Origin of the sequence: Desulfurivibrio alkaliphilus AHT 2, assembly GCF_000092205.1 — a bacterium.
GTDB lineage: Bacteria > Desulfobacterota > Desulfobulbia > Desulfobulbales > Desulfurivibrionaceae > Desulfurivibrio > Desulfurivibrio alkaliphilus.
Genome location: NC_014216.1, coordinates 1,553,908 through 1,565,806, shown reverse-complemented (window position 1 = coordinate 1,565,806; position 11,899 = coordinate 1,553,908). Strand labels below are relative to the sequence as shown.

Below are 11,899 nucleotides of genomic sequence, written 5' to 3'. Positions count from 1 at the left end.
CGCGGCATCACTGGGCCAAGTAAAAAAATCGCGTCAGTGCCGCAGGTTGCGGCAAGCGGCCCGGCGCCGCGTACCCCAGGTACGCAAGCCGGGCCGATCGCCGCAAAATGCGGTGCTGACGCGATTTTTTCAACGGGCAACGACGAAGGCGTCGGTGTATCCCGCTTCGATCAGCACCCGTTCCAGGCGCAGGGCGCCGCTTAAAGTATCCCCGGCGGCCACCTGGACCCGGTGAAACAGCCTGCCGCCGTGGTCATATTCCCGGATCACCGCCGTGCGGCCCCACTCCTGCAATTGGTCCCGCAGGCGAGTGGCGTTTTCCGCCACCGTAAAGGCGCCGACCTGGACATAAAATTCACCATGCTCAAAATCTGGGGTGGCGGTGAAACGCTGCTGGAGCTGGCCATCTTCCACGTAACGCTCGGTGGCCCCCAGGGCGGTGATTCTTACCTGGGCCAGGCCCTGTTCGGCCATTCCCAGTTTTTGGGCGGCCCGGTAAGACAGATCAATGATGCGGCCCCGCACGAACGGCCCCCGGTCGTTGATTCGCACCGTGATTTCCCGGCCGTTTTCCAAATTTTCCACCAGCAGGTGGGTGTCCATGGGCAAGGTTTTATGGGCGGCGGTCATGGCATGCATGTCGTAAATCTCGCCGTTGGAGGTGCGGCGGCCATGGAACTTGCGCCCGTACCATGAGGCGATGCCGGTTTCAGAGTAGCCGTGGGCGGAAGGAATCGGGTAATAGGTGGTTCCTTGGATCTGGTAGGGCCGCTGGGTGGGGGGGATTCTGGCCGGAGAATCATGCGGTGCTTCCACCCGGCTCTTGCCGGTGGGGCTGGAGATTACCTGAGGTTTGCCACAGGCCCCCAAAACCATCAGCACCAGCAGCAGGCCCAGCAATCGCCAGCCATGGCTGGGGTGGTATGGCCGAAAAAAAGGACCCTGGTTTGACATCATCATCATGCTTCCTTAAAGTTGGCGCCTAATGAATGGGTGGTAGGATTTCAGTGGGATGCTGAATTGGCGATACTTTATCCGCCATCGCCAAAAAAGTCCCGGCTTTTTGCTTTTCCTCCAGCCCGGTTGGTGCTATATTCGGCCGGATAAAGGCGGCCGCAAGCGTCCACGGGGTAAGCGATCACGGGGTGTCCCGTTACTCACTTACCCCGCGTCGCTTGCCGATCCGCCCCTGTCAGCCTGTTGCCATCACCCAGAGGCGATTATGCTAATGGTACGATGGCATGATGATCGGCGCAAGCAGCAGCGCCGACCCGCCTCCGACCAATTTGTTGCAGAACCTGGAGCCATGAAACCTGCCCAACGGACAACGCGAACCAAGTTTATCTTTATCACCGGCGGAGTGCTTTCCTCCCTGGGTAAGGGCCTGGCCGCCGCCGCCATCGGCGCCTTGCTGGAAAGCCGGGGCCTGAGTATTACCTTCCAGAAGCTGGACCCGTACATCAATGTCGATCCCGGTACCATGAACCCCTTTCAGCACGGCGAGGTATACGTCACCGATGACGGGGCCGAAACCGATCTGGATCTGGGGCACTACGAGCGTTATACCTCGGTGAGCCTGAGCCAGCGCAACAACTACACCTCCGGGCGCATTTACCATACGGTGATCAGCAAGGAGCGCCGGGGTGAATACCTGGGCGGCACCGTGCAGGTGATTCCCCATGTGACCGATGAAATCAAGGCCGCCGTACGCCAGCTGGAAGGCGAGGTGGATGTGGCCATCATCGAAATCGGCGGCACCATCGGCGATATTGAATCGCTGCCCTTCCTGGAGGCCATCCGGCAGTTGCGCAGCGATCTGGGGCGGGAAAACACCCTTTATCTGCATGTCACCCTGGTGCCTTTCATCAAAACCGCCGGCGAGGTGAAAACCAAACCCACCCAGCACAGCGTTAAGGAACTGCGGGCCATCGGGATCCAGCCCGATATCCTGCTTTGTCGCACCGAAACGACGCTCAGTGATGAATTGAAGGCCAAAATCGGCCTGTTTTGCAATGTCGAGCGGGACGCGGTGATCACCGCCCGCGACGTGGACAACATCTATGAAGTGCCCCTGTGGTTTCACAAAGAAGGGCTGGACGACAAAATCCTCAAGCAGCTCAATGTCTGGACCGGCTCCCCGCGCCTGGAACCATGGAGCGAACTGGTGGAAAAGATCAAAAATCCTGCCTCGGAAGTCAATATCGCCATCATCGGCAAATATGTGGAGCTGAAGGAGTCTTATAAAAGCCTGCATGAAGCCCTGGTGCACGGAGGCGTGGCCAATGACGCCCGGGTGGTGCTGCGTTATGTCAGTGCCGAAGATATTGAAGCCCACGGCCTGGAAGGGGCGGCCACCCTGCTGGCCGGTTGTCATGGCATCCTGGTGCCCGGCGGCTTCGGCGGTCGCGGGGTGGCCGGCAAGATTTTAGCCATCCGTTATGCCCGGGAACAGAAGGTGCCGTTTTTCGGGATCTGCCTGGGGATGCAGCTGGCCACCGTCGAGTTTGCCCGCCATGTGGCCGGCCTGCAAGATGCCGACAGCACCGAGTTCAACCCCAAAACCCCCCACCCGGTGATTTACTTCATCAAAGAATGGTACGACTATCGGACCAGCCAGGTGCAGGTGCGCGATGAGGCCACCGATCTGGGCGGCACCCTGCGGCTGGGGAGTTATCCCTGCCGGCTGCAGCCCGGGACCAACGCCATGGATGCCTACGGTGAAGAGTTGATCAACGAGCGTCACCGGCACCGCTACGAGTTCAATAACGAATACCGCCAACCGCTGGCGGACAAAGGGCTGGTGATCGGCGGCACCTCACCGGATGATAAGCTGGTGGAAATTGTTGAACTGGCCGATCATCCATGGTTCTTGGGCTGCCAGTTTCACCCGGAATTCAAGTCTCGCCCCATGCAGCCGCATCCGCTCTTTACCGCCTTTATCCGGGCGGCCCTGACTCACCAGCAGGACGCCGGGCAACATGGCTGAGCCGGGCAACATGGCTTCGGTAATACAGCCGGTTGAGATAGCCGGGCGTTTCCGGATCGGGCCGGGGCAACCCCTGACCCTGCTGGCCGGCCCCTGCGTGATCGAGTCCGAGTCGATCATGCGCCAAATTGCCGGCCATCTCAAGGAAGTCTCTGCCCGCCTGGGGGTTAACCTGATCTTCAAGGCCTCCTTTGATAAGGCCAACCGGACCTCACTGGAATCATACCGGGGGCCGGGGCCGGCGGAAGGGCTGGCCATGCTGGCGGCCATCGGCCGTGAATTTGATCTGCCCCTGATCTCCGATGTCCATGAAAGCGGGCAGGCGGCGGCCGCCGCCGCGGTACTCGACGTACTGCAGATTCCCGCCTTCCTCTGCCGCCAGACCGATCTGCTGGTGGCAGCGGCACAAACCGGCAAGCCGGTTAATGTTAAAAAAGGCCAGTTCGCTGCCCCCTGGGATATGGCCCCGGCCACGGCCAAGGTTCGCTCCGCCGGTACCGGGGGGGTGCTGCTCACCGAGCGGGGCAGCAGTTTCGGCTACAACAACCTGGTGGTCGACATGCGTTCCCTGCCGCTGTTGCGCCAATTGGGCAGCCCGGTGATCTTCGATGCCACCCACAGCGTGCAGTTGCCCGGCGGCGCCGGCGATAGATCCGGTGGCCAGCGCCGTTTTGTGCCGACTCTGGCCCGGGCGGCGGCGGCGGTGGGCATTGACGGCCTGTTCATGGAGGTCCATCCCGACCCCCGGCAGGCCCTTTGTGACGGCCCCAACTCCTGGCCCCTGGACCAGGTGGAAGAACTCCTGCGCCAGGTCTTGGCCATTCATCAACTGAGCGCCGCTGTCTAGCGGCCGGCCCCGGAGACAGTCATGGCAGGCCCGGATCACACCACCCCCCAAAGCGGTAATGTAGCACCCCGTAACCGCTTACACTACCCCTCCGATTGCGAGATTACCCAGGGCTTGCGCCAGCGTTCCCTGGAACGCGCCGGCGGGCCGGAGCGGAGTTATGCCTGGAAAAACTGCCTGCCGCAGGCGGCCGGAATTAAACTGCTGCTGCTTGATGTTGACGGCGTTTTGACCGATTCCACCATTGTCTACGGGCCGGAAGGTTACGAGATGAAGTCCTTTTCCACCCGCGATGGGCTGGGCATCAGGCTGTTGCGGGAGGCCGGGGTGGAAACCGGGCTGATTACCGCCCGAACCTCCGAGACCGTGCGGCGCCGGGCCGAGGATTTGCAGCTGCGTCACGTTTACCAGGGCCGGGGAGCAAAGCTTGAGGTCTGGCAGCAGGTGCTGGCGGCGGAAAAGCTGGCGCCGGAGCAGGTGGCCTACGTGGGCGACGACTGGCTCGATCTCCCTCTGTTGCTGCGGGCCGGCCTGGCCGTGGCGGTGGCCGACGCGGTGGCCGAAGTGCGGGCGGCGGCCCATTACGTCACCCGCGCCGCCGGTGGCCGCGGGGCGGTGCGTGAGGTCTGCGAGCTGATCATCGAAGCCCGGGGCATGCGGGATAAACTGCTGGCCGATTATGCCCGCTAGGTTGGCAACGGCCGCCGACTGGGCACGCTTTGTAACTAATTGCTCTCGCCTTACCGACCAACCCGCTTGGTGTGTTTTTGCGATTACACCTTAATTGAGCCGGTTAAAACTGATCAGATGATGCACGGAATGCGCAACCTGCTTTGGCTGCTGCCCCTGTTGCTGGCCTTGGGCTGGCCGCTTTACGGGGCGCGGTTGAGCGATTTTTTAGCCCCGCCGCCGGTGCCGGTTGGTGATGATGAGGTGCGAGAGCGCCGGCCGACGGAGGAACAGCACTTCACCATGGAGCAGGTCCGCTTTGCCCAGGAAATCGATGGCACCCTGGAGTGGCGGGCTAACAGCCGTGATTTGCGCTCCGGTGCCGGGGGAGAGGGGTTTTTCCTGACCGGGGTGGAGGCCGTCTTTTTTCGGGACGAAGCGGAGCAGGTCTGGATTGACGCCGATCACGGCCGTTATGATCAGGCGTTGGCGGTACTGGAGCTGGAAGATAATGTAAGACTGCTTGATGCCGACGGTTTTTCTCTTCGCACCCAGGCCCTGAATTATTATGAACGGGAGGGGCGGGTGAGTAGCCGGGTAGGGGTCGAGATCAGCGGAGACGAAGTGTCGGCCCGGGGGCAGAGCCTGGATTACTTCCTGGTCGACGGCCGTTATGAGCTTAGCGGTGAGGTGGAGTTTCTAACCGTACCGTAGCAGCTTCCGCTGCTACTCTTCGGCAAAACGGTAGCCCCGGCCCGGTACCGTGATGATAAAGCGGGGGCGGGAGGGGGTCTTTTCGATTTTTTGGCGCAAGTGCTGAATGTGCACATCAATCACCCGGCTCCAGGAATAGATTTTGGAGTCGCGCCACAGCCTTTTGCGAATCTCATCCCGGGTTACCAGGTTGTTGCGGTTTTCCACCAGGCAGGCCAGCAGCTGGAACTCCTTGGCGGTCAGATAAATCTCCTGGCCGTTGACGCTAACCGTCTGGTTACGCAGGTCCACTTCCAACTCGCCGGCCCGGATCACCGGATTGGGGGCCCCTCCCGGGCTTGACCTGAGCCGTGCCTTGATCCTGGCCAGCAACTCGCTGGTCTCAAAAGGCTTGACCACATAATCATCGGCCCCCAGTTCCAGCCCCACCACCTTGTCGGAGACCTTGTCCCGGGCAGTGAGCATGATAATCGGCAACTGGGGATGAATCGACTTCAGAGAGCAGCAGAACTCCAGGCCGTCGCCGTCGGGCAGCATCAAGTCAAGAATAATCAGGTCCGGCTGGAGTGACTCCAGGACCTGGCGGGCCTCGGTCAGGGAAGTGGCGGTAACCAGCTTGAAGCCATGCAGTTCCAGGTTGGCCTTGAGTACCTTGAGAATGTCCTGGTCGTCGTCGATGGCCAGCAGGGTTGAGGTTGCGGCGCTTTCTTCCATGTTTTGCGGTTCTCGTTAGCGGCGGTGTAGGTGAGGTGCGGTCGGGCGTTGCCGTAAGGGGCGACCGGCGCCCGGTAACCGGCAATTTTCAGCTTGCCGGTTACTACTTTTGGCGTCTCTACGACTTGCTCAAAGTCGACAAACAATCTTAATTAAACACATTTTTCTTAAAATTGCTAAAATAATGTAAGGTTGCCTCCTCCTGCCGGCCCACGGCGATTACCGGGATGGCAGCTGAAAATAAAACCGGGCCCCGCCTCCGGGGCGGTTTTCAGCGCCGATGTGACCGCCATGGGCCTCGATGATGCTGCGGCAGATGGCCAGCCCCAGGCCGCTGCCTTCCTTGTCGCCCAAGCGATAAAATTTCTCAAAGATCTTCTCTTCCTGTCCGGGCTCGATCCCCGCCCCCCGATCCAGTACCTCCACCAGCGTTACTTCCTGATCCTGGCGGAAACAGAGTTGCACGGCTGAGTTGGTTGGGGAGAACTTGACGGCATTGGCCAGCAGGTTGGTCAGCACCTGCCGGATGCGGTCCTCATCGGCCCGCACCATCATGGTCTGCGGTCCTTGGATGGTAAGCTCAATGTCTTTGCCGGCGGCGGTTAGGGCCAGTTCCTCCCGGCTTTCCCAGATGATCAGGGCCAGGTCGAAATCCCGGATATTAAGGGAGGAGACCGTGCCCATTTCGATATGCTCAATGTCCAGCATGGTGTTGACCATGCGAATCAGCCGGTCGGTGTTGTTGCGGATCAGCTTGAGAAAGTCCAGCAGTTCGTCGCGGTTGCAGGCCTGGCCGGTATCCCGGTCCAGGCTGGCGAGCTTGGCCGTCAGGTATTCCATGCCGCCTTTGACTGAAGTCAGCGGGGTGCGTAACTCGTGGGAGGCTCGGGCGATAAAGTCCGATTTCCGGAGATTGGTGGCGGCCAGCAGCCGGTTGGCCTCCAGCAGTTGCCGGTTGCTCTGTTCCAGATCACGGGTAGCGATCTGGATTTTGTCTTCCAGATTGTGGTGATAGTCGCTGAGTTTGCCGGCCATGCTGGCAAAGGAGTGGGAAAGGGCTTCAAGCTCATCACCGGTTTGCAGCACCACCGCATCATCGGCGTGTCCGCTGCGGGAATAACGGGTCATGGCGGTGGCCAGGGTCTGCATGGGGGTGAGCACCAGGTGGCGGATCATCAGTAGCAGCGAACCGCTCAGGACCATCACCACCAGGCCCATGGAGGCAAACAGCAGGCGCCGGTTCCGGGCCGCCTCGGCGAAGGTCTCGCTGAGCGGCACGGCGACGCTGATGGCGCCGCGGACCTCATTGAGCCGGTAGTTGCCGTGGCAATCCAGGCAGACCCTGTCAATGTAGAGTGGGGAGATGTAGCGCAGGTAGACATCGCTGCTGATGGTCTCCATGACCATCAATTCGTCGATTTCTTCACGGCTGAAGGCCTCAAGTGCGGCCCGTTCGGTTTCATCGGGGCGGTTGGCGGGGTTTACCGGATTGAGGCTGGTGATACGAAACCAGTAGGTTTCTTCCTCCTTGGCGTAATCGGCCAGGGCCTTGGTCACCATGGCCGGGGTTTGCAGCAGATAGCGCCGGCCAAGCTGGTCGGTGATGTCGGCATTGACCATAAACGGGGAGGGCCTGATCCAGGGTTGCTGAGATGTCTGGCGGACAAAAATCCCGCCATGGTCGGCCACCCATTTACGGGTGACGATGATTTGGCGAAAGATGGTCCGGGCCTCGTTCTCCGCCTGTTGCACGATCAACCGCTCCTGGCGGAGGCTGATCAGGTAGAAGGTGATGCTCATGGTGATCAGCAGGGTCAAAACGCAGCCGACGATCAACTTACAGCTAAGGCTTAATTGCAGCTTTCCAATCATGTTTTTCCTTATTTTGCCTGGTGGCGCGCTCCAACCGGTGGTTGTCCGGCGCTTGAAGTGCTATCAGTAATTTTACCTATTTTTCCAGCAGAGCCAACAGTTCATCGTAACTGCGAGGTGGGCCGGAACGGGTGGCGTCCAGTAACTCTGCGGCTAAATGTCGTTTTTGCTGGTGCATCGCCAGGATCTTTTCTTCGATGGTGCCGGTGGTAATCAGGCGGTAGATGGTAACCGGTTTGTCCTGGCCGATGCGGTGGGCCCGATCGGAAGCCTGCTCTTCAACCGCCGGATTCCACCATGGGTCAAGGTGGATCACGTAATCGGCGGCGGTAAGGTTGAGCCCCAGGCCGCCGGCCCGCAAGCTGATCAAAAACAGTTTTCCCCGGCCGGCCTGAAAGTCCCGGACTCGCTGCTGGCGAACGCGGGCCGGCGTGGCCCCGTCAAAATACTGATAACTGATCTGTTGTTCATCCAGATACTGCCGGACGATGGCCAGGTGGTCGACAAACTGGCTGAAAACCAGGATACGGTGTCGGTTTTCCAGCAGTTCCGCCACCACCTTGGTCAAAAGTTCCAGCTTGGCCCCGGGCATGGTGCTGTCCGGCAACACCAGCCGGGGGTGGCAGCAGGCCCGCCGCAGCTTCATGATTTCCGCCAGCACCTGCAGCGGGGCGCCGGGGCGGTCACGGTTGGCGCCGTTTTTCAAGGTTGCCCTGGCCTGCCGGCGCAAGGCCTCATACAAGGCGGCCTCCTCCCGGTGCATGCTGACCTGCAGGGTGATATCGGTGCGCGGCGGCAGTTCCTGCAATACCTCGTTCTTGAGCCGGCGCAGAATGAATGGGGTGAGCAGTTTTTTCAGTCGTTGCCGGGCCTGCTGGTCACCGTGCTGCTCGATGGGGATGATGAATTTTTTCCTGAACTGTTCCAGGCTGCCCAGCAAGCCGGGGTTGATGAAACGAAACAGGGTCCACAGTTCGGTGAGATGGTTTTCCAGCGGGGTGCCGGTGGTGATCAGCTTGCAGTCACCCTGCAACTGCATGGCCGCCCGGGAGCGTTTGGCCAGAAAATTTTTGATGGCCTGGGCCTCGTCCAGCACAATGGTGTGCCAGTGAACGGCACCGATAACCCCGGCGTCCCGCTGCAGCATGCCGTAACTGCAGACCACCAGATCGCCGGCCCCCAGTTGCGTCAGTAACTGGCTGCGGTTGCGGCCGCTGTAGTGGATCAGTCTCAGCCCCGGGGCAAAGCGGTGGGCTTCGGCCTGCCAGTTAAGGCACAGGGAGGTGGGGGCCACCACCAGGCCGGGCCCTTGATTGGACCGGGCCAGCAACAGGGCCAGGGCCTGAATGGTCTTGCCCAGGCCCATGTCGTCGGCCAGGCAGGCGCCTAGCTGCAGGTCGGCCATCTGGCGCAGCCAGCGGTAGCCGGTCAGTTGGTAATGGCGCAGTCGGGTTTTCAGGCCGGTCGGTGGCGGGTCCTGCCGGGTGCGGTTCTGCTCCAGCCGGGTCAGGAAGTCCTGCCAGTGCCCATCGGTGGATACCTGCGGCCGTTGGCCCGGCACCTGGGGTTCTTCGGCGTTGAGCAACAGCCGCACGGCCAAAGGGTGCAGCCTGATCTCGCCCCGGTGGAGCTCGGCAAAAGCCTCGATCTCATCTATTTTACGCTTAAGTTCGTTGCTTAAGCTGAGAAAGCGGCCATGCCCGAGGGGAATGAACCGCCCCTTGCCTCGCTTGGTGGTGCGCAGCAGCGAGGAGAGTTCCAGCACCAGACCGTCGTCCAGCTGCAAAGCGCCGTTTAAAGCGAACCAGTCGTTTTTTTTGCTGATCTTAAGTTGCAATCGCTGCAACTCAATGGTGGGGCTTAGCGAAAAACCCCGGCCGGCCGGCCACTCCTGGGGCACCGGGGGGGAAATTTCCTGCAGCCGGTTTAAAAACTCCAGGCAGCTTTGGGGGGAGGTCAAGGTCCAGGTGGCGGGATCGGGGCCGGCCGGGTCGTTGCTCTGTTGCCTCTTCCAGTCCAGCTTGCAGTACGCCGCCAGTTTTTGGGCCCGGTCGGTTTCTTCGGCCAGTTCGCGGCGCAGGCGGTAGCGGCGGCCACTGATGCCGGCCCAGAGCAGGGGCGGGCCGTGGCCGGGGTTAAGCTCGGGGCCATCGGGGCCCAGGGGGCGAACCCGCAGGCGTACCTTCAAGCCTGAGGAGGCGGGGAAAAATTGCACGATTACCCGATTGTTCGGCGCCATGGTTTCGCTGTGCGGCAACTGCAGATCGAGGCAGGAAAATACCGCTAGATCCGGTGGCAGTTCGCGCAACAGGGCAAGCAGCTGCTGGCTGCCCTGCCGGGGTTGGCTCACCCCCTCCGGGCCAAGCCAGGCGGCTAACTCCCGCAATGCCGGGGGACTGGAAATGATCTGGAGACAAGTTTCATCCCGGCGGTGCAGCGTCTGGCCGGTAGGGGGGGGGAAGGGGTGGAGGCGCAGGCGCAGGTTTTGGGGCGGCTCCGGTTCGATGAGCAGGGTAGGTTGGCCGTGCTCCAGCCGGAGAGGCTGGTGGCCGGCGCCGGCCAGATAAAGATGGGGGTGACCGACCAGCAGGTGCAGGTCCGGTTGGGGGAGAACGTGGAACCCGCCGCTTAGGGTCGAGCCGCCGCGGGCCAGGCAATGGCAGATGGCCTGATCCCGTGGGGAAAGCGGCAGTTGATCGATGGCTGGTAACGGACGGTGGCGGCTGTCAGGGTTTCCTTCGGTCAGGGCGAGCAGCCGGTTTAGGGCCACCGGGCGGCCCCGGCTCCAGGTGCCGTCCGGCCGTCGTTGCTGAAATAGCGGTCGGAGCCCACAGTGGTCCAAATCTTCCCGGTAACGCAGCAGCCAGGCCAGTCGCCGGGGGCTTTCCTTTGTCGTTGGACGGGGGTCGTGGTGCTGCAGCGCCATGACGGCGTGGCGCCATGGTTCGGTGGTTTTGACCAGGGCGCCGATATTCCAGCTCAGCGGGATAGTGGCGGCCGGCCGGCTGTTCTGCGCTGCCGGTTGGTCTTTGGTGGCCGGTCGGAGTGGCCTTGGGGAGGCAGCCTGCAGCAGGCTCCGGTAGCCGGCGGCCAGCCAGTGGTAGCCGTTGGCGCTGGCCCGCCGGTCAAGCTTTGCCAGCACCGGCTGGATGGCGGGGTCGAGACCACCGGTCAGCCAGAGATCGGCCAGGCCGGAAAAAAGGGTGGTCACGGCATCACCAGCGGTTGGTGGCAGGGTCGGCGGCAGGTGGCGTGCCCCGCCTCGGCTTTCCAGCAAAGCGGTGACCTCGTTTAAGATCCGGTAGACCGGCAGCAGCGGGTTGTGGGGCTGGACCAGGGCCAAATCGTCGGTTAAAGTTCTGATCAGCTCCAGGTGGCGGTGGTTGTCTGCGGCCAGCAGACTCAGCAGCATGATGATCCCTTCAAAGCCGGTAAAAAAGGCGCCGGGGTTTTCTTCCCGGCGCCGGAGCCGGTTGAGGTCGATCTTGAATGAGCGTATGGCGGCGGTATAGTCGCCGTGCAGAAAAAATAACCAGCCCCGCAGGCCGCAACCGCCAAGCTTGCGGTGGTGACGTTGGAAAAGCTCCCCGGCCGGCTCGGTTTCTCCGCGTAAAAGCAGGGCGGCGAGCAGCAGATAGAGGAAAGGCTGCTGAAATTTTTGGCTCAGGCCCGCAAGGGCTACTGGTTGGCGCAGAAAATCAAGCTGCGGCTGCAGATCAAGCAGCCGGGGAATGTGGTGGCGAAAAATGGCCTGCAGGGCATAGAGCCTGATCGGCGCCGGCAGGGTTGCAAAACGACTGGGCGTGAAGGGGCGCGTGCAACAGGCGAGCACTGGATCGGGGAAATCGGCCCGCGGCTGGAAGTTGAACCACTGCAGCATGGCCCCCTGGAATCCTTCCAGGTCATGGTCCTGCAAAGCCTGCTCAAGCCGCTTACAGATCTGGCGGTATGCCGCCTGGGACGGCGGATTTGTCGCCGGCGTCGGCTCCTGGTGGGGGTGTTGCATTGGTACCTCGGGGCAGCAGTGCCAGGGGGGTGGTAAACGGCTTATGCTTAGGAAAAAACTGTATTATATTCGACTTGACAAAATGGGGCGA

8 protein-coding genes are annotated in these 11,899 nt (G+C 61.5%); 4 read left to right on the top strand and 4 right to left on the bottom strand.

The features are described 5' to 3' along the window. Positions 1-129: 129 nt before the first annotated feature. Positions 130-963: a septal ring lytic transglycosylase RlpA family protein gene (locus DAAHT2_RS06800; protein ID WP_218914982.1), complete on the bottom strand. Its 834-nt coding sequence runs from the start codon at positions 961-963 to the stop codon at positions 130-132. Between the two features lie 343 nt (positions 964-1,306). Between DAAHT2_RS06800 and pyrG the strand changes: the two genes are divergently transcribed. The 4 genes from pyrG to lptC all read left to right on the top strand — a co-directional run bounded on the left by pyrG (position 1,307) and on the right by lptC (position 5,216). Next, entirely contained in the window at positions 1,307-2,986 is a 1,680-nt protein-coding gene (gene pyrG / locus DAAHT2_RS06795) for a CTP synthase (protein WP_013163550.1), read from the top strand. A gap of 10 nt (positions 2,987-2,996) precedes the next feature. Next, positions 2,997-3,833: a 3-deoxy-8-phosphooctulonate synthase gene (kdsA, locus tag DAAHT2_RS06790; RefSeq protein ID WP_041719454.1), complete on the top strand. Its 837-nt coding sequence runs from the start codon at positions 2,997-2,999 to the stop codon at positions 3,831-3,833. 21 nt (positions 3,834-3,854) lie between these two features. Then, positions 3,855-4,523 (top strand): KdsC family phosphatase, encoded by a 669-nt coding sequence (locus DAAHT2_RS06785; protein WP_013163548.1) that lies wholly within the window; start codon positions 3,855-3,857, stop codon positions 4,521-4,523. Positions 4,524-4,652: 129 nt separating this feature from the next. Continuing rightward, positions 4,653-5,216, top strand: coding sequence for an LPS export ABC transporter periplasmic protein LptC (lptC, locus tag DAAHT2_RS06780; RefSeq protein ID WP_218914981.1), 564 nt, complete (start codon positions 4,653-4,655; stop codon positions 5,214-5,216). Positions 5,217-5,228: 12 nt separating this feature from the next. On the opposite strand, the gene DAAHT2_RS06775 is transcribed toward lptC, so the two are convergent. The 3 genes from DAAHT2_RS06775 to DAAHT2_RS06765 form a co-directional block, all read right to left on the bottom strand. Beyond that, complete coding sequence (locus DAAHT2_RS06775) at positions 5,229-5,930, bottom strand: response regulator transcription factor (RefSeq protein WP_013163546.1); 702 nt, start codon at positions 5,928-5,930, stop codon at positions 5,229-5,231. Between the two features lie 219 nt (positions 5,931-6,149). Beyond that, complete coding sequence (locus tag DAAHT2_RS06770) at positions 6,150-7,802, bottom strand: sensor histidine kinase (protein WP_013163545.1); 1,653 nt, start codon at positions 7,800-7,802, stop codon at positions 6,150-6,152. Positions 7,803-7,878: 76 nt separating this feature from the next. After that, positions 7,879-11,808, bottom strand: a complete 3,930-nt coding sequence (locus tag DAAHT2_RS06765; RefSeq protein WP_013163544.1) for a DEAD/DEAH box helicase — start codon at positions 11,806-11,808, stop codon at positions 7,879-7,881. Between the last annotated feature and the right edge of the window lie 91 nt (positions 11,809-11,899).

Coding starts and splice junctions, on each gene's coding strand:
- DAAHT2_RS06770 (WP_013163545.1), bottom strand. CDS start 7,802: ATGATTGGAAAGCTGCAATTAAGCCTTAGCTGTAAGTTGATCGTCGGC.
- DAAHT2_RS06785 (WP_013163548.1), top strand. CDS start 3,855: ATGGCAGGCCCGGATCACACCACCCCCCAAAGCGGTAATGTAGCACCC.
- DAAHT2_RS06765 (WP_013163544.1), bottom strand. CDS start 11,808: ATGCAACACCCCCACCAGGAGCCGACGCCGGCGACAAATCCGCCGTCC.
- kdsA (WP_041719454.1), top strand. CDS start 2,997: ATGGCTTCGGTAATACAGCCGGTTGAGATAGCCGGGCGTTTCCGGATC.
- lptC (WP_218914981.1), top strand. CDS start 4,653: ATGCGCAACCTGCTTTGGCTGCTGCCCCTGTTGCTGGCCTTGGGCTGG.
- DAAHT2_RS06775 (WP_013163546.1), bottom strand. CDS start 5,930: ATGGAAGAAAGCGCCGCAACCTCAACCCTGCTGGCCATCGACGACGAC.
- DAAHT2_RS06800 (WP_218914982.1), bottom strand. CDS start 963: ATGATGATGATGTCAAACCAGGGTCCTTTTTTTCGGCCATACCACCCC.
- pyrG (WP_013163550.1), top strand. CDS start 1,307: ATGAAACCTGCCCAACGGACAACGCGAACCAAGTTTATCTTTATCACC.